Consider the following 24,384-nt stretch of genomic DNA (forward strand, 5'->3'; position numbering starts at 1 on the left):
CCAGCCTCTTCACCGCACACGCTTTACATATAAGAAACGAAAGCGATATGGTTAGATACAACGTTCGCAGCATGCTATTTCGTTAGGTTTTACTTTAAACGCACGACAGCGAACATTCTACCTATCGCGCTCAGCGCAAAAGCAATAACAAAAGGAACAAATATGTTTGCGTCTCGTTTCGCCTTTCGCTCCAAAAGAAAAGGCTTATGTGTTACCTCGACAGCATTATCGCTATTGGTATTGTCTCTAAGCCAGGCCAATGCAATGCAGGAATCTGGCTCTGGTTCAACTCGCGTAAATGCGCTAACGTACGATGACACCTTTAACTTGGAGTTTGTAGCCAACCCACAGTTTCTTAATAAGGACACGGTCATTTATTCCCGTCAGAGCATGGATGTTATGACTGACGGTAGGCAAAGTCGACTATGGCAGGTAAACATTAAATCGGGTGAGCATCGCCCGTTTATTGGTGTAGATGAAAACTTGTCACAAGCTACCTTATCGCCCAACGGTAAAATGGTAGCATACACAAAATCGGTCAACGGCCGCGCACAAATCCATCTTTATTATTTAGATACCATGCAGTCTGTGCGCTTGACCAACACCAGCGAAGCACCTCGTCAGTTAACCTGGTCTCATGACAGCAAAACCATAGCCTTTACGCAGTTCACCGAAGAAAAACAAAAGCTGCTATTTACCGGTATGCCGAGCAAGCCTAAAGGAGCAAAGTGGGCTGAGCAAGGCACCTATATTGATGCGGTGCAGTATAGAGGTGACGGAAGAGGCTACTTGCGCGAAGGCTTTGACCAGATTTTTGTTCTGCCTGTAGAAGGCGGTACGCCTCGTCAGTTAACCACTGGAAAATTCCCTAGCGGCGGCACTCTTTCTTTCTCTAAAGACAACGATTGGATTTATTTCGCCACACCACAACGAGAAAACTACGCGCTACATCCTTTATTTAGCGATATCTACAAAGTGAATGTGAACACGGCGGTAGTTGAACAAGTTACCGATATTGAAGGCCCTGAAGGTAGACCAACCTTAAGCCCCGACGGAAAATACCTGGCATTTACTCAACTTGATGACAGAAAGCTTTCCTATCAAAACAGTGACATTGTTGTACTTGAGCTTGAAAGTGATGCCATCACCCGTTTGACCACATCGTTAGATAGAAGCTTAGGCAAGTTTGTGTGGCGCAAAGACAGCCGAGGATTAATCTTTTCTTACCTTGATCATGGCGAAACTAAGCTTGCCGCGGTGAACCTGAAAGGCGATGTGAAACCTATCGACGTTAGCATAGGTGGACAAGCTTTTGGCCGCCCTTACACGTCGGGCGACTTCGCAATTAGTGATAAAGGCGACATTGTTTATACCACGGCAAGCCGCACAGTGCCTGGCGACCTGGCGCTTTATAGAAAAGGCAAAGACGATACACAACTTACCGATTTAAACAGCGACGCACTAAGCCATAAAACACTGGCAGAAGTACAAGATCTTTCAGTCGTATCGAGTGTTGACGAGCTACCTATAAACGCATGGGTAGCATTGCCCCCTGGGTTCGATAGCAGCAAAAAATACCCGCTGATATTAGAAATTCATGGCGGCCCGCATGCTGCCTACGGTCCTCATTTTGCCATGGAAATTCAGCTGATGGCAGCGCAAGGTTATGTGGTTGTATGGTCCAACCCAAGGGGAAGCAGTTCTTACGGAGAAGACTTTGGCAACTTGATTCATCATAACTATCCGTCAGAAGATTATAACGATCTTATGGACGTGGTAGATGCGGTTGTTAAGCAAGGCTATGTAGATACAGAGAACCTGTTTATTACTGGGGGGTCAGGTGGCGGTACTCTTACCGCGTGGTCTATTGGTAAAACTGACCGCTTTAGCGCAGCTGTTGTGGCGAAGCCGGTTATTAACTGGTTGAGCTTTTCGTTGACTGCCGACGCATACCCGTACTTTAGCAACTACTGGATGGCAGATATGCCATGGACTATTGCAGATAAACTCTGGCAGCGTAGCCCTTTGAGCTTAGTGGGCAACGTGGTAACACCCACTATGCTGCTAACCGGTGAAGCCGATCACCGTACGCCAATTAGCGAGACAGAGCAGTATTATCAAGCGTTGAAGTTACAGGGTGTAGATGCTGCAATGGTGCGAATTCCTGGGGCTTCACACGGCATTGCAAGCCGCCCTTCTCGCTTAATACAGAAGGTTGGAAATATTGTGGCGTGGTTTGAACGCTACAAGAAAGATAACGACAGCGAGTAAATCAATACGAGACCCGATGTCTTTATAAATAAAAAAGGCGCTTACTTCATTTTATAATACCAATGAACCAATGAAGTGGCGCCTTTTCTCATTCTAGGTATTATGCTATTTAGTCAGCTTCAACACTTTACCGTTCGGTGCATCGGTCAGTAAGTAAATGGCACCTTCTGGGCCAACTTCAACGTCGCGAATACGGGCGTGATTGTCACGAACATATTCAAACTGCTCTCCAGGCTTTCCGTCTTCTACTTTAATGCGACGAAGATGAGTAAACTTCAATGAACCCACCAATACATCACCGTTCCATTCTTTGAACATTTCACCTTGGTAGAAAGTAAGGCCGCTTGGCGCAATAGAGGGGTCCCAATACACCCATGGCTGCTTCATGCCATCCATATGGGTTTTGTCACTGATAATGTCGCCGCTGTAGTCAACGCCATAGGTAATCACTGGCCAGCCGTAGTTAGCTCCACGCTCAAGGATATTGATTTCATCTCCGCCTTTTGGGCCGTGTTCCATCGCCCATACTGCGCCGGTTTCAGGGTGAATAGTAACGCCTTGCACGTTGCGGTGACCATAGCTGAATATTTCAGGGGCTTTGCCATCTGTGAAAGGGTTATCTTCTACTGCGCTGCCGTCACGGTTTATGCGCACAATTTTACCGAAGTGGTTATCGGTGTTCTGCGCCTCTTTCATATACTTATAACGGTCGCCCATGGTGATGTACAAATGCTTTTTAGCATCGAACGCTAAACGACAACCAAAGTGAAAGCCGTTATCGACAATAGAGTCGGCACTAAAGATAACGTCAACATTTTCAAGGCCTGAGTCGGTAAGCTTTGCCTTTGCAACACTGCTACTGCTGCCCGGCTTGCCCTCAACCTCACTCGCTTTGCTATAACAGAAATAGATAGTGTTATTGCTGGCAAAATCAGGGTCGATAGCAATGTCCAACATACCACCTTGGTTTTGCGCAACCACCTCCGGCACATTACTTAGGCGTCCTGATAACTTACCGTCTTTTGACAAGCGCTGAATGCTACCTTCACGTTCCGTAACTAGCAGATCGCCATTTGGCAAAAATGCCATCCCCCAAGGATGAACGAGCCCTTCAGCGAGCGTGGTTACGGTAATATCACTGTCGGTGATTTCGTGCGCTTCGCTGTGTTTGTGACCTCCGTGAGCCAAAGCGAATTGGCTTGCCGTAAGCGCCAATACGCAAGCAATCGACTGCGCTAACGCACTCACTGGTTTGAATGTTACGGCAGAAGTTGTTGATGGTTTCATCGCTAGGAACCTCATTTAAGGAAGCTGTGTGCTCTTTTACACAAGCTTCTTGTATTATTTTTAGTGAAGAGCAGTATACAAAAAAGGGCACAGCGCGGCTGTACCCTTTATGATAATTTTACTTGCTTATGCGATAAAGCTGACGCGCCGATTAAGCGTATGTTAAACCACCGTCACAGCACTTATATAGCGATTTATTTCGGTAATGTTGCGCGAAGCATCCACGCAGTTTTTTCGTGAACACGCATGCGATCGCCAATTAACGCTGCAGATGACTCATCGTCTGCGTCTTGCGCTAGCTTTAACGATTCACGGCAGGTTTTCACAACTTGCTCATGACCGTGAGTTAACAATCTCACCATTTCCGTCGCTTCAGGTACACCTTCTACTTCTTCAATTGAACTAAGCTCAGAGAACGACTTATATGTGCCCGGTGCAGCAACACCTAGCGTACGAATACGCTCTGCAATTTCGTCTACCGCTTCGGCAAGTTCAGTGTAGTGCTCTTCAAACATCAGGTGCAATTCACGGAACTGCGGGCCTTCAACGTTCCAGTGAAAATTATGCGTTTGAAGGTACAAAGTGTAAGAGTCGGCCAATAGCTTCTTAAGGCCTTCTGCTACTGCGTTACGATCGCTTTCAGAAATACCAATATCAATCTTGCTCATGTCACACTCCTTAACGTTAAAACCTTTTTTAGATTTACCTTCAGTCCATTCGTCGGCGCTGAAAAATCTTGGTCTAAATAATATAAGTTAATAGTACTACAGAAATTTTGATTTAGATTAACGGTTTAGTTGATTGCATTCATCGCATTAATCGATGACTTTATACATTCTGCATCACTAGTGGTGGTAATGGTGAGCTTCGCCCGCTTCTTTTTTAACAGGTAGGGAAACCTGTAGTTCACTCGCATCGCTAAATGTGAGGATTAATGCTACTTCGCTGCCCTCTTCTAATCCCTTGGTTAGCCCCATCAACATGATGTGATGGCCGCCAGATTCAAATGAGACCATTTCGCCCGCTTTTATTTTAACGCCGTCAGTTAGCTCACGCATTTTCATCACGTCTTCTTCCATCACCGTTGTGTGGATTTGCGCTTCACTTGCTACATCGCTTGATACTGAAACAGACGTCAGTGTCTTATCGCTGTCACTATGATTATGCAAAGTAAAGTACACTGCGCCGGTTTTTGCCAAAGCAAAGGTCGCTCTAGCATAACCATTCATTACCATAATATCTGCTTGCTTATTGACGCGCTCTTGGTGTCTTTCATGCTGATGATGATTGTCATGTTCAGTAGCATGTACAGCAAACAAACCAGACAAGCCTAAAGAAAATAAGCCAGTGGCGATAACTAACGGCTTTAACGATTGGGTAAAAAGTGACATACAGTCTGCTCCGAATAAATATTCTTAAGCAGTGTACGTAATATTGGCATAGGAAAAAAGAAAAATGGTGCCGACTGCCGGAATCGAACTGGCGACCTACTGATTACAAGTCAGTTGCTCTACCAACTGAGCTAAGTCGGCACACTTTAAAAACCGCTGCCTTAGACAGCGGATGCGTATTCTAGCGATAAATGTGTGGGTGTCAACCTTTTAATCGCGTTGCCTCACCAACTAATTTCGGAAAGTACTCAAGTGGTAAATATTTGCTCAACGCCATGAGCTTTTCACCTAAGCTTTCATAGCTATTAGTGGTGACATTAATATGCCCCATCTTACGTTTTTCACGAACAGACTTTCCATACCAGTGAAGATGACTGCCATCAATACTTAGTAAATCACGCGAAAAACTGCTGCACCCAATAATATTGACCATCGCACTTGGACCAATGGCAGTGGTATCGCCAAGAGGCAATCCACATACTGCACGTAAGTGATTTTCAAATTGGCTCGTTACAGCGCCTGATTGGCTCCAGTGCCCAGAATTGTGCACACGGGGGGCAATTTCGTTGACGAGCAGCTTGTCACCTACTTGGAATAGCTCTACAGCCAGTACACCGACGTAGTTCATACCCTCAGCTAGTTTCACAAAAATATCGTGGGCTTGGTCCTGAAGTGCTTCATCAACGTTAGTCGCTGGCGCAACCGACACGTGAAGCTGACCTTGGTGATGCAAATTTTCAGCAAGTGGATAGGTGCGTACATCGCCATTAGCATTACGCACACCAATCAATGACAACTCTCTGTCGAAAGCGACCATTTTTTCAACCACTAAAGGCACGGTTTGCAAATCTAATCCCTGAAGTGCATTTTTTAATTCAGGTAAATCGGCTTCATCAGTTAAACGCCATTGACCATATCCGTCATAGCCATCGCGGCTGGCTTTAATGATAAGTTTGCTACCAAGCTGCTTTACGCAATCGTCTAACTGGGCTAGGTCGGTAACTATTTGGTGTTCGCAGTTTGCCACTTGCATGCTTTCAAGCAGCTTTTTTTCACGTACGCGATCGGCGCCAACAAGAATGCTGTCAATATTTGGCATCAACTTATTAGTTTTCGCCGCGTCTTCAAGAAGACTTTCAGGTACATGTTCAAATTCTACAGTAAGCGCATCAGCGCTCTCTAATGCTTGTGCAAGTGAGATTTCAAGTGGCGTTTTGCTAACTGGATGTACAACGGTCTCGTTGTTTACGTCCACAGCTTGAACGTCAATACCTAACGGGCTTCCCGCCAGGTACATCATTTGAGCAAGTTGGCCTGCGCCGTAAACGATAACCCTCATTCGTCTAGCTCCAACGTATTGCTTGAAGCGAGGACTGTATCGGTTTGAGACTTTCTAAACGCGATAACGGCATCGCGTACGCTTTCATCTTGCAGTGCGACAACTTGTGCCGCTAGAAGACCTGCATTTGCTGCACCCGCCTCACCAATTGCGAGTGTACCTACCGCCACGCCTTTCGGCATTTGAACGATAGAAAGCAAAGAGTCTAACCCGTTGAGCGCTTTTGATTTAACCGGGCAGCCAAACACTGGTAAATGTGTGTGTGCTGCAATCATACCCGGCAAGTGGGCTGCACCACCTGCACCAGCAATAATTGCGCTAAAACCTTCATCGGCAGCGCTTTCAGCAAATGCTACAAGCAAGTTAGGTGTACGATGCGCCGACACCACTTTTGCTTCAAATTCAACACCAAACGACTTCAGCATTTTTGCGGCCTGCTGCATGGTAGGCCAGTCTGAAGTTGAACCCATTACAATCGCGACTTTTGCCATCTAGAGATCCTCGGGGTAGGTAAAATGGATAACCTTGGAAAGGCCGCGATTGTAGCGTAAAACCGTTCAAAATCCCACCGTAAATGGCGTCGCATATAGCGCCAACGAGTTCAGCGCTGGATTAAGATGCTTTTGCTTGAGGGTGATCTATCTCTTCACCGTATGCCGTATTAACTTTACTTAATTTGTATAAAAAACTGCCCACGACAAGGGTTGACGACCGAGATTATTTATCTTTGCGACGTTAACGGTTTACTGGCATATGAGGTTATTGATGACAGAAAAGCATGAACCCGACGTACTTGATGAGGTGATAGAAGAAGTACACGACGTGGTCTCTGACTTCTTAAATCGTGAAGCAGCTCCCGGTATATTATTAATGGGTGCAACGATACTCGCGCTCATTATTGCTAATTCCCCCTTAGATACTCTTTACGACCATTTAATCAGTATGCCGGTACAGATATCTGCAGGAACGTGGGCCATCGACAAACCCTTGTTGTTATGGATTAACGACGGGTTGATGGCGGTGTTTTTCTTTCACGTAGGACTAGAGCTGAAGCGGGAGGTCTGCGAAGGCGAACTAGCGAACCCTAAGGATATCGTTTTACCTGCGGCAGGTGCGGTGGGTGGTATGGCACTACCAGCTTTGATTTATGTTGGTATTAACTGGGATAACCCGGTAGCAATTGCTGGCTGGGCGATTCCTGCCGCTACGGACATTGCGTTTGCGTTAGGCATTCTTGCCCTGTTGGGCAGCCGAGTACCGACTAGCCTAAAAGTTTTCTTAGTTACGTTGGCGATTATCGACGACATCGGTGCTATTGTAATCATTGCCCTATTTTACACCGAGAACATAACCGCAGGTGCATTATATATCGCAGCAGGCTGCTTATTGCTGTTGTGGCAAATGAACAAACGCAATGTGGTAGATATTCCGCCTTATGTTTTTGTAGGTATTATTTTGTGGGTGGCCATGTTGAAATCTGGCGTTCATGCCACATTGGCCGGTGTCGTTCTTGCTGGTTTTATTCCTATGCGGGATGAGAAAGATGAATCCTATTCACCTGTAACGCGACTAGAGCACGGTTTGAATGGCTCGGTGAGTTTCGCGATCCTGCCTTTATTCGCCTTCGCGAACGCCGGCATAAGTTTTGGTAACATCAGCCCTGAGGGTATTTTTCATCCTGTTACCTTTGGTATTTTTCTTGGGCTAGTTGTAGGTAAACAAGTGGGTGTCTTCGGATTTTGCTACCTAATGGTGAAACTAAAACTCGCGAAACTTCCAGACGACCTTAATTTCAAACATATTTATGGCTGTGCGCTTCTTTGCGGCGTAGGCTTCACAATGAGCTTATTCATTGGTGGTCTAGCTTTTGAACAAACAGGCATCAATCAGATTTTTGACGAACGAGTAGGCATTTTAGCGGGTTCTCTCGTGTCAGCATGCTTGGGCTATATGGTACTGCGATTGGTTGGTGAAACACCGAGTGATAACACTGATGTAGCCTCAAACGCGAGCAAGTTCACGGGCAATACAGTCAAATAGCACTTGTTTGCGAATAGGTTTACTTAAATGTGCATTCATGCCTGCTGCTAAGCAGGCATTTTTGTCTTCGATAAACGCATTGGCGGTTAAGGCTATTATTTTGATGGTGTCCCTATTCCTGCCTTCACTACGAATCAGTATAGATGCAGCATGACCATCCATGACCGGCATTTGGCAATCCATCAGAATTATGTCGAAATCGTGCTTTTTCTCGGCCTCAACGGCATCCTGACCATTTTTCACTCGAATACATTTGATGTTAGAAGACTTAAGCATACCCATGACGATTTCAGCATTAATGTCATTGTCTTCAGCGAGTAAAACCCGCAGCCCTATGGGTAATGAAGGCATCACTCCATCTTCTGCAAGTTCTTTGCTTTCAGTTACTGTGGCTGGAATGTGAAAGGTGAAGCTTGTTCCTTTGCCCAATTGACTTTCAACATAAAGCGCTCCACCAAGAAGCTCAACCAGTCCTTTAGAAATAGCCAAGCCTAAACCTGTACCACCAAAATTTCGTGTGGTGGACGGATCCGCTTGCTCAAACTTATCAAAAATAAGATTTACTTTGTTGGGAGCAATACCTATTCCCGTGTCTGTAACGGAAACTTTAAGCGCTTGATGGGCGTAGCTAACATTGACCGAAACCGCTCCATCGCTGGTGAATTTAATCGCGTTACTAAGTAAGTTGTTAATTATTTGACTCACCTTCCCTGCGTCAATGTTCAGGGATTTAGGTACACCTTGATTGATATATAATTCAATGTTGTACCCTTTTACTTGCGCAGTGTGTCGATAGAGGTCACAAGAGGCTTCGAGTAGCTCTCGAATGGCACAGCTTTGAATATCAGTAAGCATTTTACCCGATTCAATCTTCGACCAGTCTAAAATACTGTCTAAGATAACAAGTAAATTGCCAGCAGAGCGTGAAATTGTTTTCGCCCTAGATGAAACATGTTCAGGCAGTTCATTCTCGAGCATCAATTCACATGAGCCGATAATACCATTCATTGGCGTTCTTATCTCGTGACTCATGTTGGCAAGAAACTGCGTTTTTGCCACATTAGCAGCTTCCGCTTCTTTAAGCGCTAACGCGAGATGTTCGGTTTTTTCTTCTATGCGCTTTTCCAACGACTGATTGAATTCTCCTAGTTCGACATTCAGGCTTTGCTCCACTTCTCTTGCTACTTTTAGTTCTTCAAATGCATCGAGCAGCCGGGCTTCTAAACTCATGAATTCATCGCTTAGCGAAGAGAGCTCTTGAATGTGCAGAGCTCTTTGTGGTGCCTTGATTCCTTCTTTTTGAGTGGGGTCGAATTCCGCAATATAGCGGACAAGACGGCGAATCGGCGCTCCCACCATTTTTGCAACGAGGTACCCTGTGAATGTTCCAAATGCAGACAATACCAACAATAACAGTAAATCTTTGAGTAAATAGTTACTCATTAATGCCATTAAAAATCTCTTGTCGAAGTAGTAACTGACTTTCCAGCTAGTAAAAGGCATATTCTTTGCGAACCTCAACCACGTTTTACCTTGAGGTCCGTTTTCCACCTCAACCGCACAGTCTGGCTCGCAAATATAAAAAGGTGCTTTAGTGAGTGGCTTCATCTCCAAGCCTTTTGAGGCATAGATAACGTCGCCTTTCTGATCCTCAATGAGCATCAAAAAGCCCCCCAAATTAAGTTTATCAATAGCGGAGAAGCTCTTTAACGATAAAGAACCTTCTACTATCCCTTTTGGTATGCCTGCTTTATCCGTTATGGGGGCTGATAAGGCTACAATGGGATCATCACCAAAACCGCGGCCTTGAAATACATTCGAAAGGAAAGGTTTACCTGTCTGCATTACTTCAAAAAAATACGGCCTGTAAGCCACATTTGACAAGCCGCTTTGTCTTGCTTTATCCAGCAAGTTAGGCGGGTAAGCGTGGGTAATATCGCCATTGTCATCTGCAATGAGGAAGGTCAAAAATTCTGGATTGTGCGATGCCAACACCCGCAAATTTGTCACCGCTGCATCATCGAAATCGCTGTTTGATACTTCGCTAGATAACACTTGCGATGCGCTAATAATGGCACTTTGATGTTGCTGAATAAAATTCGAAAGTTGGAACTCCAGTACATTCACCCGCTGCGCCATGTAACTGTAAATTTGTCTTTCTTGCTGTTGTTGAAACAGACTTACCGACAAATAAATTACCGCCATGGAAGCAACGAAAAAACAACCGGAAAAGAAGTATCCAAAAAGAAAGTGCAGCGTAACCCGCTCGGACTTGCTTGATGTTTGTCGCTTAAGCCCGTGGACTGCCAAATAAGAAAAATGTCCGGTTACCAGACCAAATACACCGCTTACCCAAGTAACCAGTACGCCCGAAAACAGCATATTTGCGTTATCGCCATCATAAATAGCATGCTCTAAAACGAGAATGGGCAAAAAGACAACAGACCAAAAACCTGCGCCTACTTTTATCACCTGTCTAAGTGACTTGTTATAGCCAAAAAAGCTAAGCACGATAGGCAGTAGAGTAAGGCTTTCCTTTCCAACAATGCTCCCGTCGTTAAGCCACAAGGGAAGGCTGACAACAAGTGCAATAGGAATGGAAATAAAAGGAGAAAACCGAAGTGAAGCGTAGACTGCCGCACCTATACCAAATGTAGCTATCCCAGCGCTATCAAAGGGTGGATTGAGAGCATTAAGACCCGCACCCAACACACATACAAGTAGCGCTTGTAGGGCCAGAGACCATGAAAAAGAAAATGAAATACTGCCTATTTTCAACGCATGTCTCCGGCGGATAGATTTAGTGTTGAGCCATGTAATCTAGGGTAAAGTTCGTTAGAAGCTTCACACCTAATTTCATGCCTTCATCATCAACATAAAATTCCGGTGTGTGATGAGCTGGGCTATCTTCTTCAGAAACATCCAATGGCTTACCGCCTACCCAAACATATAAACCTGGAATTTGTTCTTGGAAAAATGAAAAGTCTTCCGCACCCGTGACCGGTTTAGAAAGCAGAGTATTTTCAACGCCCGCGGTACGCTGCATAGTAGGCAGCATGGCTTTTGTAAGCTCTGGGTCGTTGTACGTAATGGGGTAATAGTAGTCCAGTGGTAGCGTAAGTTCTGCTTCTGCCCCCATACTCTCTGCAATCGCTTTTACTTTGCGCGGAAGCGACTCGTAAATGTGATCACGAGCGGCTTCATTGAGTGTACGGATTGTACCAACCATTTCTACTTCATTTGGAATGATGTTGGAACGGTTACCGCCATGAATCGAGCCAATAGACACGACTGCTGCATCGTCAATTAATTTCAACTCACGACTGACGATGGTTTGAATAGACATGATCATTTGCGCAGCTGTAACCACAGGGTCTACGCTTTTCCAAGGATATGCGCCATGGGCTTGCTTACCGTGAATGATAATTTTAAATGGATCTACCGCAGCCATGGTGCCACCCGCGTTATAACGTACTTTACCTACATCAGTATTAGCATTGATATGTAGGCCGAAAATAGCGTCTACATCAGGGTTCTTGAGTACGCCCTCAGCCACCATGACTTCTGCACCACCTTTTTCTCCGGCTGGCGCCCCTTCTTCCGCTGGCTGAAAGATAAACTTCACTTTGCCTTTTAAATCGCCTTTGATTTCGTTAAGAATTTTTGCTGCGCCCATAAGCATTGCCATGTGAGTATCGTGACCACATGCGTGCATAACCGGCACTTCTTTTCCGTTGTACTCGCCCATTTGCTTTGAGCGGTAGGTCAAATCGTTTTGCTCTTTTACGGGAAGTCCATCCATATCCGCACGTAATGCCACAACAGGACCTGGCTTGCCAGAATCTAAAATAGCTACGACACCTGTTTTTGCCACACCGGTTTGCACTTCTAGACCAAGGCTCTTGAGGTAGTCGGCAACATATTTAGCGGTTTTAAACTCGCGATTCGATAGTTCAGGAAATTCATGAAAGTGGTGACGCCATTTGATTACGTCAGGTTCTACTTTATTGGCTAATTCATCAACATTGATTTGAGTAGCATAAGCAGCGGACACAGAGGCCAGCCCTGCAAATGCAAGTGACAGCAATTTTTGGTACATAACATTTATTTCCTTTGGTGTTTTTAAACAGAGTAAATCATCTCAGGAGAGAACACACCACTGAACTAACGATTGCTGTTAAAAATCATAAGCAAACGAAAATACCCCAATCACAAGCCAGAGGGTATTAGACGGAAGTATAAGAAAAGCCGTTAATCGGCGCAGAAAGTAAAAAAGGCGCCGAATGGCGCCTTTTCTTTAAATATCAAATTATTACTGAGTTTTTATTAACTCTTTTGTCTGCGCATCGCGTCAAAGAACTCATCATTTGTCTTAGTCATCGAGAGCTTGCTGATAAGGAAGTCCATTGCGTCGATTTCTGACATTTCGTGAACAATTTTGCGAAGGATCCACATCTTCTGTAGTTCGTCTTGCGCGGTAAGTAGTTCTTCACGACGGGTACCAGAGCGGTTGAAGTCGATAGCCGGAAATACGCGTTTTTCCGCGATTTTGCGGTTAAGGTGTAATTCCATATTACCTGTACCTTTAAACTCTTCGTAGATAACCTCATCCATTTTAGAGCCGGTATCGATAAGTGCAGTTGCAATAATGGTTAAGCTTCCGCCTTCTTCAACATTACGGGCAGCACCGAAGAAACGCTTAGGCTTGTGAAGCGCATTAGCATCAACACCACCGGTAAGTACTTTACCTGATGAAGGGATAACCGTGTTGTAAGCGCGAGCCAGACGAGTAATCGAGTCAAGCAGGATAACCACGTCTTTTTTGTGTTCAACTAGACGCTTTGCTTTCTCAATAACCATTTCAGCAACTTGAACATGACGACTTGCTGGTTCGTCAAACGTTGACGCCACTACTTCACCTTGAACAAGACGATGCATCTCGGTTACTTCTTCCGGACGCTCATCAATAAGCAATACCATTAACTCACAATCTGGGTGGTTAGCAGCAATTGACTGAGCAATGTTCTGAAGAAGGAGAGTTTTACCGGCTTTAGGTGGCGCAACGATAAGACCACGCTGGCCTTTACCGATAGGCGACGCCAAATCAAGTACACGAGCCGTGATATCTTCTGTCGACCCATTACCACGTTCCATACGCAAACGATCTGCTGCGTGAAGCGGTGTGAGGTTTTCAAAAAGGATTTTGTTACGAGAATTTTCAGGCTTGTCGAAGTTAACTTCGCGGATTTTTAAAAGGGCGAAATATCGTTCACTGTCTTTCGGTGGACGAATCTTTCCAGCAATTGTATCGCCTGTACGCAAGTTAAAGCGTCGAATTTGGCTTGGCGATACATAAATATCGTCTGGTCCTGCAAGATACGAAGAGTCAGCTGAGCGTAAGAAGCCGAAACCGTCCTGTAAAATTTCTAATACTCCATCACCAAAGATATCTTCACCGCTTTTTGCGTGTGTCTTTAGGATTGAGAAAATGATGTCTTGTTTTCTGGCGCGAGCCATATTTTCCAGGCCCATCTCCTCGGCCAGGTTAACCAACTCGCTTATTGGTTTGTTCTTTAATTCAGTTAAATTCATACTGGTGGGTCTTTGTGCTTGAACTTCGCTTACAGGACTTAAAGTCACTCTGTTCTAGTTTAGATTTGATATCACCCTGATGTGGGCGTAAGCAGAACGCTGCTCGGATGAGCGCTGAACAAAATTTAGCACTATATTTAATCAACGTCCAGCATTTTACTGTCGAAATGTTAAATAATTTATTGCTTAGTCTTATAGAGTGAATCTTTAATGCCTGTGGCGTAAATAAAAACCGGTACTTTGTTAGTACCGGTTTTCAATTTGCTATCAATTAAAGGTTTTCGTTAAGAAACTCTGTTAACTGAGCTTTTGATAGCGCGCCAACTTTAGTTGCAGCAACGTTACCATTCTTGAAAAGTAGCAATGTAGGAATACCACGAATACCATATTTAGGTGGAGTTTCGTTATTTTCATCGACATTCAACTTGCCAACTGTTAACTTGCCATCAAACTCGGTCGCAACTTCTTCCAAGATTGGGGCGATCATTTTACACGGGCCACACCATTCGGCCCAGAAGTCAACCAGTACAGGACCTTCAGCATTGATAACATCTGCTTCGAATTTATCGTCAGATAACTGGATAATTTTGTCGCTCATTCTTTTCTCCATTATTGGTCTGTCGCTGATTTGTCTCAGCCCGACCATAAGTGTTATATAGAAACTGTTTTTTAATGCAAGCACCGATAAGCTATAAGCTATGCCTACTCACTTAACTGATACTCATTTTTCTGACCTGCCGATTAACGGCAAGGTTGTTGACGCCTTGGCGGCAGCTAATTTTTCACATTGTACACCAATTCAAGCACTTGCACTGCCTCCTTTATTGGAAGGTCACGATATTGCAGGTCAGGCTCAAACCGGAACCGGTAAAACCATTGCTTTTTTGGTAGCTACATTTCACTATTTGCTAAGCAAAGCAGATAATACAGATAACAGCAAATCAGATGGCCCCCGCGCAATTATTATGGCGCCGACCAGAGAGCTCGCCGTTCAAATTTATAACGACGCCAAACTGCTTAGTGAGCATACTGGATTGTCGCTTGGTTTGATTTATGGGGGCGAAGGTTACCAAAGTCAACGTGAAACTTTGGAAGAAGGGGTAGATATTATAATTGGTACGACAGGACGCATTCTTGATTACTACAAGCAGAATGTGTTCACGCTGAAGAATATTCAGGTTGCCGTACTTGATGAAGCCGACCGCATGTTCGATTTAGGCTTTATTAAAGATATCCGCTTTCTTTTCCGTCGCATGCCTCCTGCAAGCGAGCGCCTGAGCATGCTGTTTTCAGCAACACTTAGCTATCGCGTTCAAGAGCTCGCCTACGAGCACATGAATAACCCGACTCACGTACAAGTTGCCCCAGAGCAAACAACCGCCACCCGCGTTTCTCAAGAACTTTTTTATCCATCTGATGATGATAAAATGCTTCTTCTTCTTACACTGCTTGAAGAAGAGTGGCCGGAAAAGGCGATTGTCTTTGCTAATACGAAAAATAGCTGTGAAAAAGTCACCGACTGGCTTACCGCAGACGGCCATCGTGTGGGTTTGCTGAGCGGTGATGTGCCGCAGAAGAAACGTCTGGGGATTTTGGAAGATTTCACCAAAGGTAACCTAGACATTCTGGTGGCAACCGACGTTGCAGCGCGCGGTCTTCACATTGACGCGGTAACGCACGTATTTAACTACGACTTACCTGACGACGCCGAAGACTATGTACACCGTATTGGTCGTACTGGCCGTGCAGGACAAAGTGGTGTTGCAATTAGCTTCGCATGCGAGAAATACGCCCTTAACTTACCAGCAATAGAGCAGTACATTCAAAAGGCAATACCGGTTACCGATTATGACCGCAGCGCTCTGCTCGACGATGTAACGCCGCCAAAACCACGTAGAAGACGTACGCCTAACAACCGTAATTCTTCTCGCCGTGGTAACGGCAGAGGTCGCGGAAAGCCTCAACAACGCAACAACAGAGCGCAACAATAGGGCGTAAAGGTACTCAATAAGAATCGAGATTTTATGCAGGCAGAACTCCAGCACGACGCACAAACCTACGGCGAGTATTACGCCGCCGTAGACTTAGGCTCTAACAGCTTTCACATGGTGATTGTTCACGTTGTTAATGGCAGTGTGCAAATAATAGGGAAAATTAAACAGAAAGTGCGCCTGGCAGCAGGTTTAGATGATAATTTAGCACTTGATGACGTAAGCATGGAACGCGGCTGGCAATGTCTGCAGGTATTCTCGGAACGCCTTCAGGATATCCCCTCTTCTAATATTAAAATTGTTGCGACCGCTACATTACGTCTGGCAACCAATGCGCATGTATTCGTTCGCAAGGCAGAAGAAATTCTCAATCATAAGCTTGAAGTAATTAGCGGAGAAGAAGAAGCGCGACAAATTTATCTTGGCGTAGCCTATACATCAGCCAATCAAGGCAATAGTTTAGTCATAGATATAGGCGGCGCCAGCACAGAAATTATCATTGGTAATGATATGCAGCCAATCCACCTGAAAAGTTTGGATATGGGCTGTGTAACCTTTATGGAGCGCTACTTCACAGGCGGTTTAATAACGTCAGATAATTTCGAAAATGCCAAGCAAGCAGCACACGCGCTCATTGCAAATGTGTCTAACGCATTTTTGTGTTTTGATTGGGAGAATTGTTTAGGCGCGTCGGGCACGCCGCAAGCTATTACGGAAATTCTCGTGGCACAAGGCATTAGCGACGCTATCCGCCTAGACTACTTGTATCATTTGGAAAAGCAGTGTGTTGAATGCGGCAGCATTAAAACCCTCGATATCGAGGGGTTAGAAGATAATAGAAAAGCTATCTTCCCTTCTGGTTTGGCGATCCTCATCAGCTTATTTGAAGCGTTAAATATTAAGCACATGAATATTTCTGGAGGGGCGTTACGCGAAGGGCTTATCTACGGAATGTTGGATAACGTTACTGAAAATGACCGACGTCAGCAAACCCTTAATCAAGCGAAACACCGCTATCATATAGATGCTCGTCACGCAAACTCAGTAAGCCATGTAGCGCTTACCTTATGCTATCAACTTTGTGCACAACAGAACATTTGCCACTTGGATACCGAAACCATTTTAGGGGCGGCCGCACAGCTTCATGAAATAGGTCTTCACATTGAATATAAGCGCCATCATGAGCATGGCGAGTACATTTTAAGTCATATCGATTTGCCTGGCTTCACGCGCCTTCAGCGCGCAGCTATACGCGATTTAGTCGCGCAGCATAGGTTAAACATTAAACCTAACGTATTTGAAAAGTACCATGAGGACTACCGTCCAATGTTAAAGGGCTTATTGCGAATTCTACGTTTAGCAGTGGTGTTATGTCTGCGTCGACAGAATAAGCATATACCAGAGGTTACTCTGCATTGCGAAGAAAGTAAGTGGACACTTACTTTCCCCAAGGGCTGGTTAAAGTCGCACCCTTTAATTAATGCGGAGTTAGCAAACGAGTGCTGGCTTCAGCATAAAGCAGGCTGGGAACTGGTTTGTAAGTAACTACTCACAAACAACTACGAAGCGTTATAAGTGCATCCCCAGAAACTGAAAAGAGTCATGGAAAAGAGAGCCGTGCGTTGCACGGCTTTTTGGGCGTTGAGTTTTTAGCTTTGCGCTCAACCGCAAGTGTTACTTGTCGTATTGTTTCGCTAGAAGTGTAGCGGCTTGCGGTGCAAAGTAAGTTAAAATCCCGTCAGCGCCGGCGCGCTTAAACGCTAACAACGACTCCAAAATTACTGCGTCTTCATTTAGCCAGCCATTAGCAAAGGCAGCTTGATGCATGGCATATTCGCCACTTACCTGATACGCGAATGTCGGTACTTTAAATTCATCTTTGCAGCGTCGCACCACATCTAAATAGGGCATTCCGGGCTTTACCATTACCATGTCAGCCCCCTCTTCAATATCAAGCGCAATTTCGTGTAGGGCTTCATCGGTATTAGCCGGATCCATTTGATAGGTCTTCTTATTGCCGCCCTTTATATTTGCAGCGGAGCCGACGGCATCACGAAATGGACCATAATAAGCAGACGCGTATTTAGCAGAGTAAGCCATAATACACGTATTGATGTGACCTGCTTCTTCGAGCGCTTTTCGGATGCTGCCAATGCGTCCATCCATCATGTCAGAAGGCGCCACAATGTCTGCACCGGCTTCGGCGTGTGACAGTGCTTGCTTAATGAGTACCTCGACCGTTTCATCATTCATCACATAGCCAGTGTCGTCTAAGAGACCATCTTGACCATGAGACGTAAATGGATCTAAAGCAATGTCTGACATCAGCATTACTTCAGGAAACGCCTTTTTGAGCGCCCTCATAGCCTGCTGAGCAAGCCCTTCTGGGTTGAATGCTTCGCTTGCACATTCTGTTTTAAGCGACATGGGTGTAACAGGGAAAAGCGCAATCGTTCTAATGCCCAACGCTACCCATCGCTCGGTTTCTTGCACGAGCAGGTCAATAGAAAGCCTCTCCACACCAGGCATGGAAGGTACGGCTTCGCGTGCATTCTCACCAGGTAGTACAAAAACAGGGTAAATGAGATCGTCAGTGGTTAAACGGTGCTCTGCCACAAGCCCTCTTAAAGCACCTTTGGCGCGTAGTCTACGCATTCTTCTTTGAGGGAAAGGTGAAGATGTCATAGTTTTTCCTGTAAGTATTTGTGTATTACTGTATTGCGGCCCGCAGCCTTAGCTTCGTAAAGGCACTCGTCGGCGAACTTAAAAAGGCTTAGCGCGTGCTCTTCATCAATAATAATGGTTGTAGAAACACCCGCACTTGCGGTGAGCTTAATGGTTTTCCCTTCGTAATCAAGTGGGGTCGACTCAAGGCTATCTCGCATATTTTCGGCAACATGAAAAGCGCCTTCAAGATTGGTATTAGGCAATATAATGGCAAACTCTTCACCTCCTATGCGACACAAGTCATCCGTAGGGCGATGGATGTGCTTTTGAAAGACATTGGTGACGTGAATTAAGCACGCATCGCCACCATCATGCCCATATTGATCGTTAATTTGCTTAAAATGATCTACGTCAATAATGATGAGAGATAATGGCGTTCGCTCTCGTCTACTGCGTCGCCCTTCAGATCGCAGGCGCTTGTCGAAATGACGACGATTGTGTGCTCCCGTCAGCGGATCTATAGCATTCAACCTTTCTAATTCTTGGTTTACTTCGGACAATTCGCGCAAAGTAATTTCTAGTTCTAGCGTGCGTTCTTGTACCTTATACTCCAAATCATCTTGGTAACGCTTTTGCACTTCAAGTAAGTTCTCTTTGGCGGTATTTGCCTGCTTTTCCTGCTCTAAAGCAAACTGCTGTGCCTCAATAAGATCATCACGACTGTGGCTATGATTAATTGCCAAGATAAGTGCTAAAATAAGCGTTTCTACGACGCCCCCAATGATCAGCAAGTTATTCGACGAAATAGGCAGTTGAATAATATTAACGTTATCGAGGCAAGCACTTAATCCACTAATTAGGAGAAAAACCCAAGCGATAGTAAAGTAACGCGCCACCACTACGCCTTTGAGCGTTAACCAAATACCTAACGATAGGGTGAAAATCACGATAAGGCTTAGTAACAATAAAAACGCCTTTATCATGAATGAATAAGGCAAGATAAGACCAAAAATTATGTTTAACCCGCATACCCAACTGATTGCTTGCGTGACTTTATCTAACTTTACGCTGTGGCCTTTGATGGGCAATAGATTTCGCGTAAACATAGCTGCAAACATAATGGTGGAATTCGCAAACACTAGAATTGCTTTGCTTTGAAACCATGTTCCTCCCGGCCACAGGTAGGCGAAGCCATACCCGTGCAGCGTTGCCAATATCAGCGCCAGACTTATCACGTAGCCAGAGTAATAAAGAAACGACACGTTACTTGTAGTGATCGTTAGGAATGCATTACTCACTCCCATTGCTACTAAGACGCCAAAAAAGATACCTAAAGCCAGGTTACGGCTTGATGAATAGGCAATAAATTCCGTTTCCTCCCATATGCGAATAGGAAGGCGAACGGTACCGGAGGTTTGCACTCGGATGATGACGCGTTGCGACTGCGCGCTTGCTGGTAAGGGAAATAGTGGTTTTACATGAGAGATAGGCCGTGTGTCAAAGTGCAGGCCATCTCCACCTGAATAAGTAACAATGGGCGTACTGCCTATTTGACTGTAAACCGCAACATCCAAATTATCTAAAAGTGGATAATCGATATGCAATAAGAACCGACTTTCATTGCTTTGCGTTGGCTCAATAATCATTGAAAACCAATGTACGTTTGTGTTCATACCCAAATTGACGGGTGAGGATATCGGTATCCAACCTGTAAGCGACGTTTGAGTAATGCTTGAAAAATCAAGCGTATTCCCATTATCTGCATTAAGATATGTAAGTTGCGAGAATCGCGGATTTACGTTGTTGTTCGGAGACAGGTTAAGTAATACAGATACAAATCCAACAACAGCCACTAGGCTGATAAGAATAAAACCCATATCATACTTGCGCATCGCTGTCAGATTTGTCTGCATATAAACCTATGTTTAGCGGAGAGAAAACAACTCGCAACAGTTAGCATAACTGCTAATACGCAATTTATCAGTCTCTACTTTCAGATATTCGCCTAATTGACTAGCAATGTGGGGTAGAAAAGCAGGTTCGTTATTGCGCTTTCTTGGTCTGAGAGTTTTTGGAAATAAATAAGGCGCATCAGTTTCCAAAATAATTCGTTCTAGAGGTATAGACCTTATTGCCTCGCGCAAAGATTCTCCTCGTTTTTCATCGCACACCCAGCCAGTAATGCCGATGTAGAGGCCCAGTGCAAGGTACTGTTGAACTTGTTCTGTATTGCCAGTAAAGCAATGGGCAATACCGCGTTTTATTCGCGGCATATACTCGGTCAGTAGCACGACTTGTTCGTCAAACGCATCCCTTTCATGTAAATACACGGGTAAGTTTAATGTGGCGGCTATTTCTAACTGGGTTTCGAATACGGCTAATTGAGTAGCTTGTGGTGAAAAATTGCGATTAAAGTCCAATCCACACTCGCCTATGGCAACACACCCTTCTTGTTGCCCTAGCTCTCTTAACCGCTTGTAGTCGCTTTGTGTGACATCCTTTGCGTTATGAGGATGTACGCCAATGGTGTAGCAGCATTGGCTTGGATACTGATTGTAAAGCGCTACTGCGGCGTCCCATTCACTAGGGTGCGTGGTAATAATACAGAGCTTTTCTACCCCTGCATCTGTTGCACGTTGTATAACCTCGTCTGCGTCAAATCGCTTATCAAGCAAATTGACGCCAGCATCAAACCAAGGCATTTATTTTACGCGTTTTACTTTCATGCGCTTGTTAAGCCCTTCCACGCTCAAGAAAAATGCACCCAATATACCTCTCTCTATGGCTACCGGTTGTCCTTCCTCGAGCTTCATATAAGTACCGTCAGTTTGTCGCCATACAGAACCATCGCTAAAAGTTATAATATGGTTATCGCGTAAGTTCTTCTCGATAGAAACAATGGTTACCGCAATCTCAGAAGCTTCTTTAGACAGGTCCCGCTTATACTCAAGGCCAAAGTCATTTTTCGGCTCTGATGTTTGAACGTGCCCTTCACTGATAAGGTCCGGTTGAGGATTTACCTGATTACCTTTGGTTGCTTTGTAGGTCTGTAGTAGGCCAATTTGAGCGTCTGAACCTTCGTACTTGTTGAGTGATTTAGCGACATTGTCATAGCACATTAGTCGCTTCAAACTATTTTCCGTGTTCCGGCATTTTTCCAAGGCATCAGCAACCGTCTCAGCATGCACATTTAACGCCCCAAACGCACACAATATAGTGGCAATAGATAGCAATCGGGTTTTCATTTTTATTCCTTTCTTTTTTAACTTCTATGTGTTGTCTGTTGTTTCAGTAGATGCATCGTCTTTTGGTGTTTTACCCGCATAAAAACCTCCAACAATAACCCCTACTTCAAATAGCAACCACATTGGAATAGCTAATAGTGTCTGAGATATAACATCTGGTGGTGTTAGCAACATGCCAACGACAAATGCACCAACGACTACATACGGACGTTTGGCCCGCAACGACTTGGCATCCGTCACCCCAGTCCAGCACATTAGGATAATGGCAATCGGTATCTCGAATGAGACTCCAAATGCAAAAAACAGTTTCAGGACAAAGTTTAAATAACTAGATATATCTGTACTTACGGTCACACCTTCAGGTGCTACGCTCGTGAAAAACGCGAAAGCTATTGGAAATACAACAAAATACGCAAACGCCATACCCGCGTAAAACAGCAGTGTGCTAGAAAGTAGTAAAGGAGCAACTAGGCGCTTTTCATTTCTATACAAACCTGGCGCTACAAAGCCCCAAACTTGGTAAAGTACATAGGGAATAGCTATAAAAAAAGACAACACCAGCGTAAGTTTAAATGGTGCAAAAAATGGTGAAGCAACGTCAGTTGCAATCATACTTGCGTTTTCAGGAAGTGTTTCTAGCAGAGGCATGGCCAACAGCTTATAAAGGTCTTGCGCAAATGCCGCGAGACCGATGAAAACGATAAGTACACTCAAAAGGGCTTTGAGAATACGACTACGCAATTCAATTAAATGAGAAATAAGGTTATTAGCGTCAGACATCTATTACTTTTTATAAGGTTCTTGAACCGACTCTGCAGCTTTTTTTAGCTCATCGACGCTTTGTTCAAGTTCAGGTGAAAGATCTTTAAGCCCTTGCTGCTCTGCTTTTTTTAAATTTTCATGCAATTCATGAACGCGCAGTTGATGCTCAACCTCCTGCTTAAAGCCTGTTGCTACATTACGCACGCTACGAATTGTATTTATAGTTGAGCGCATGGCACCCGGCAGTCTTTCTGGCCCTAAAATAAGCAGCGCCAGTACACCGATAACCAATAGCTCCCAAAAGCCGATATCGAACATTAGGATTTTTCTTTAACGTCGCTCTGCGTCTTAGTTGAAACAGACTCAGCAGCTGATTTCTCTTCAACTTGCTTCTTTTGTTCAAAGTCCGCGTCTTTCTCTTCTTCGCTAACGGCTTTTTTGAAGCCTTTAATTGCGCCGCCTAAATCAGTACCTATACCTTTAAGGCGCTTTGTACCAAATAAAAGCACCACGATAACCAATACGATTAGCAACTGCCAAATACTAATACCACCCATAAAAATAATCTCCCTTACATCGATTGGCACAGTATGCCATTGCCTGCTGATGCTTTCACCTGAATATTTACTTGAATGAATAAAGATTGACGTTTTGATTGTGACAATCCATGCTCTGTATATCCCAAGTCTAAATGATAAAGCATTCAACTATGCTATTTGTTACAAGGAGTTAGTGAGCAGTGTTATGCATTACCGTTGTCTATTGCCATTTATTGCTCGCATTACCTGGCACAACTGTCTCAGCTGCTGATTCGTTGAATTCCACCGAAAATGCGACAAGCGTAGGCATAACCTATCGCGATATTGCTCGGCCAGAAAGCACGCTTTCAACGCGCCTTAATTCGGCGGAAGCAAGTACGCACTCCCCATTTCCTCCAACACCCGATGAGCAATGGTTTGATGTTTGGCAGCGTAGCTTCACAGACACCATGGACTTCACTGTAAAACAGCTTGATGGTTTGTTTGAAAATTCGGAAGAAATAGGGGCTATAGGACAGAAAGAAGCCAGGGCAGAGGGCCGTATTCAGCTAGCTTGGGAACCAAGAAGCAGCATGCTCTCTGACACTGATTTGCGTTTTAGAGTAAGGGTTCGCCTACCTGCATTAAAGGAGCGCGTTGATTTACTGTTGAGTGATAACGAAGACGAAACACAGAACAATACCATTCGCGCGGCAAGGGAAACTGGCAACAACAACCGTGACAGAACAACAATTGCGCTTCGTTTTCGCCCTGAACAAGACTCGCATTACTCCTTTAGAATAGGAGCCGGCCGCCGCGACCAATTATATGCGATGACCCGCTACAGAGATGCTTTCGCCTTTTCTAAGCAATTGGCCATGCTTTACGACGCTGAACTTTACTACTATACCCGTGACCGCTTAGGCATGGAACTGGGCGTAGCTTTCCAATACGAAATCAATAAAAAACATCTAGTCCGACAAAATAACCGCTATTATTATCGCGACGACACAAACGACTGGTTGTGGCGTCACGAAGTTCATCATCTATTCTCTGTAGATCAACATAACGCTGTTATCCCTCATTTTATGGTAGAAGGACTTAGCCAACCGAATTTTCGCGTAGAAGAGATCTACGGAGGATTTAGATGGCGTAATAACATGCTGCGCGATTGGCTTTTCTTTGAAGTAGAGCCCTTCGTTTTGTGGCTACGTGAAGAAGATTTTAAAACCTCATACGGCCTAGCACTGCGAGTAGAAGCCTACTACGGAAAAACGTAAG

21 protein-coding genes and 1 tRNA gene are annotated in these 24,384 nt (G+C 44.7%); 5 read left to right on the forward strand and 17 right to left on the reverse strand.

What is annotated here, in order from left to right:
* The first annotated feature begins 162 nt into the window (after positions 1-162).
* On the forward strand, positions 163-2,271 hold the full coding sequence (locus tag V7R42_RS16440) for a S9 family peptidase (RefSeq protein WP_334021318.1): 2,109 nt from the start codon (positions 163-165) through the stop codon (positions 2,269-2,271).
* A 105-nt stretch (positions 2,272-2,376) separates the two neighbouring features.
* Here the strand turns inward: V7R42_RS16440 and V7R42_RS16445 are convergent, their stop codons facing one another.
* The 6 genes from V7R42_RS16445 to purE all read right to left on the reverse strand — a co-directional run bounded on the left by V7R42_RS16445 (position 2,377) and on the right by purE (position 6,779).
* Complete coding sequence (locus V7R42_RS16445; protein ID WP_334021321.1) at positions 2,377-3,558, reverse strand: PQQ-dependent sugar dehydrogenase; 1,182 nt, start codon at positions 3,556-3,558, stop codon at positions 2,377-2,379.
* Between the two features lie 194 nt (positions 3,559-3,752).
* Positions 3,753-4,226, reverse strand: a complete 474-nt coding sequence (locus V7R42_RS16450) for a Dps family protein (RefSeq protein WP_334021322.1) — start codon at positions 4,224-4,226, stop codon at positions 3,753-3,755.
* A 177-nt stretch (positions 4,227-4,403) separates the two neighbouring features.
* Positions 4,404-4,949, reverse strand: coding sequence for a copper chaperone PCu(A)C (locus V7R42_RS16455; RefSeq protein ID WP_334021323.1), 546 nt, complete (start codon positions 4,947-4,949; stop codon positions 4,404-4,406).
* A gap of 65 nt (positions 4,950-5,014) precedes the next feature.
* Positions 5,015-5,090 (reverse strand) — tRNA-Thr (locus V7R42_RS16460).
* A 61-nt stretch (positions 5,091-5,151) separates the two neighbouring features.
* A complete protein-coding gene (locus V7R42_RS16465) occupies positions 5,152-6,288 on the reverse strand; it encodes a 5-(carboxyamino)imidazole ribonucleotide synthase (protein ID WP_334021325.1) in 1,137 nt (378 codons plus the stop codon).
* Positions 6,285-6,779, reverse strand: coding sequence for a 5-(carboxyamino)imidazole ribonucleotide mutase (gene purE, locus V7R42_RS16470; RefSeq protein ID WP_334021327.1), 495 nt, complete (start codon positions 6,777-6,779; stop codon positions 6,285-6,287). The genes V7R42_RS16465 and purE overlap by 4 nt, the downstream gene beginning before the upstream one ends.
* Positions 6,780-7,053: 274 nt before the next feature.
* Here purE and nhaA point away from each other — a divergent pair, with 274 nt between their 5' ends.
* Positions 7,054-8,328 carry a Na+/H+ antiporter NhaA gene (gene nhaA / locus V7R42_RS16475; protein ID WP_334021328.1) on the forward strand — a complete coding sequence of 425 codons (1,275 nt, stop codon included), beginning with the start codon at positions 7,054-7,056 and terminating at the stop codon, positions 8,326-8,328.
* Here nhaA and V7R42_RS16480 read toward each other — a convergent pair.
* The 4 genes from V7R42_RS16480 to trxA form a co-directional block, all read right to left on the reverse strand.
* Positions 8,290-11,106: an ATP-binding protein gene (locus V7R42_RS16480; RefSeq protein ID WP_334021331.1), complete on the reverse strand. Its 2,817-nt coding sequence runs from the start codon at positions 11,104-11,106 to the stop codon at positions 8,290-8,292. The genes nhaA and V7R42_RS16480 overlap by 39 nt on opposite strands.
* A gap of 22 nt (positions 11,107-11,128) precedes the next feature.
* Complete coding sequence (locus tag V7R42_RS16485) at positions 11,129-12,427, reverse strand: amidohydrolase (protein ID WP_334021332.1); 1,299 nt, start codon at positions 12,425-12,427, stop codon at positions 11,129-11,131.
* Positions 12,428-12,654: 227 nt separating this feature from the next.
* A complete protein-coding gene (gene rho, locus V7R42_RS16490) occupies positions 12,655-13,920 on the reverse strand; it encodes a transcription termination factor Rho (protein WP_014948094.1) in 1,266 nt (421 codons plus the stop codon).
* Between the two features lie 271 nt (positions 13,921-14,191).
* A complete protein-coding gene (gene trxA / locus V7R42_RS16495; protein WP_012517074.1) occupies positions 14,192-14,518 on the reverse strand; it encodes a thioredoxin TrxA in 327 nt (108 codons plus the stop codon).
* 100 nt (positions 14,519-14,618) lie between these two features.
* Here trxA and rhlB point away from each other — a divergent pair, with 100 nt between their 5' ends.
* Both rhlB and V7R42_RS16505 read left to right on the forward strand, forming a co-directional pair.
* Positions 14,619-15,911 (forward strand): ATP-dependent RNA helicase RhlB, encoded by a 1,293-nt coding sequence (rhlB, locus tag V7R42_RS16500; RefSeq protein ID WP_334021335.1) that lies wholly within the window; start codon positions 14,619-14,621, stop codon positions 15,909-15,911.
* A gap of 33 nt (positions 15,912-15,944) precedes the next feature.
* Complete coding sequence (locus V7R42_RS16505) at positions 15,945-17,456, forward strand: Ppx/GppA phosphatase family protein (RefSeq protein WP_334021338.1); 1,512 nt, start codon at positions 15,945-15,947, stop codon at positions 17,454-17,456.
* A 129-nt stretch (positions 17,457-17,585) separates the two neighbouring features.
* Here V7R42_RS16505 and hemB read toward each other — a convergent pair whose 3' ends face one another.
* From hemB to tatA, 7 genes are read right to left on the reverse strand one after another with little or no spacing between them, the layout of a single operon-like run.
* On the reverse strand, positions 17,586-18,596 hold the full coding sequence (hemB, locus tag V7R42_RS16510) for a porphobilinogen synthase (protein ID WP_334021340.1): 1,011 nt from the start codon (positions 18,594-18,596) through the stop codon (positions 17,586-17,588).
* Positions 18,593-20,491 (reverse strand): sensor domain-containing diguanylate cyclase, encoded by a 1,899-nt coding sequence (locus V7R42_RS16515; protein ID WP_334021342.1) that lies wholly within the window; start codon positions 20,489-20,491, stop codon positions 18,593-18,595. The genes hemB and V7R42_RS16515 overlap by 4 nt, the downstream gene beginning before the upstream one ends.
* Positions 20,492-20,503: 12 nt before the next feature.
* Positions 20,504-21,280 carry a TatD family hydrolase gene (locus V7R42_RS16520; RefSeq protein WP_334021344.1) on the reverse strand — a complete coding sequence of 259 codons (777 nt, stop codon included), beginning with the start codon at positions 21,278-21,280 and terminating at the stop codon, positions 20,504-20,506.
* Complete coding sequence (locus V7R42_RS16525) at positions 21,281-21,823, reverse strand: hypothetical protein (RefSeq protein ID WP_334021346.1); 543 nt, start codon at positions 21,821-21,823, stop codon at positions 21,281-21,283.
* Between the two features lie 24 nt (positions 21,824-21,847).
* Positions 21,848-22,603 (reverse strand): twin-arginine translocase subunit TatC, encoded by a 756-nt coding sequence (tatC, locus tag V7R42_RS16530; RefSeq protein ID WP_334021347.1) that lies wholly within the window; start codon positions 22,601-22,603, stop codon positions 21,848-21,850.
* A gap of 3 nt (positions 22,604-22,606) precedes the next feature.
* Complete coding sequence (tatB, locus tag V7R42_RS16535) at positions 22,607-22,903, reverse strand: Sec-independent protein translocase protein TatB (RefSeq protein WP_334021348.1); 297 nt, start codon at positions 22,901-22,903, stop codon at positions 22,607-22,609.
* Positions 22,903-23,142, reverse strand: coding sequence for a Sec-independent protein translocase subunit TatA (gene tatA, locus V7R42_RS16540; RefSeq protein WP_438823664.1), 240 nt, complete (start codon positions 23,140-23,142; stop codon positions 22,903-22,905). The genes tatB and tatA overlap by 1 nt, the downstream gene beginning before the upstream one ends.
* 182 nt (positions 23,143-23,324) lie before the next feature.
* On the opposite strand from tatA, the gene V7R42_RS16545 reads away from it, so the two are divergent.
* Positions 23,325-24,383, forward strand: a complete 1,059-nt coding sequence (locus V7R42_RS16545) for a hypothetical protein (protein ID WP_334021349.1) — start codon at positions 23,325-23,327, stop codon at positions 24,381-24,383.
* Position 24,384: the final 1 nt, after the last annotated feature.

The organism is Alteromonas sp. S015, assembly GCF_036864485.1.
Lineage (GTDB): Bacteria > Pseudomonadota > Gammaproteobacteria > Enterobacterales > Alteromonadaceae > Alteromonas.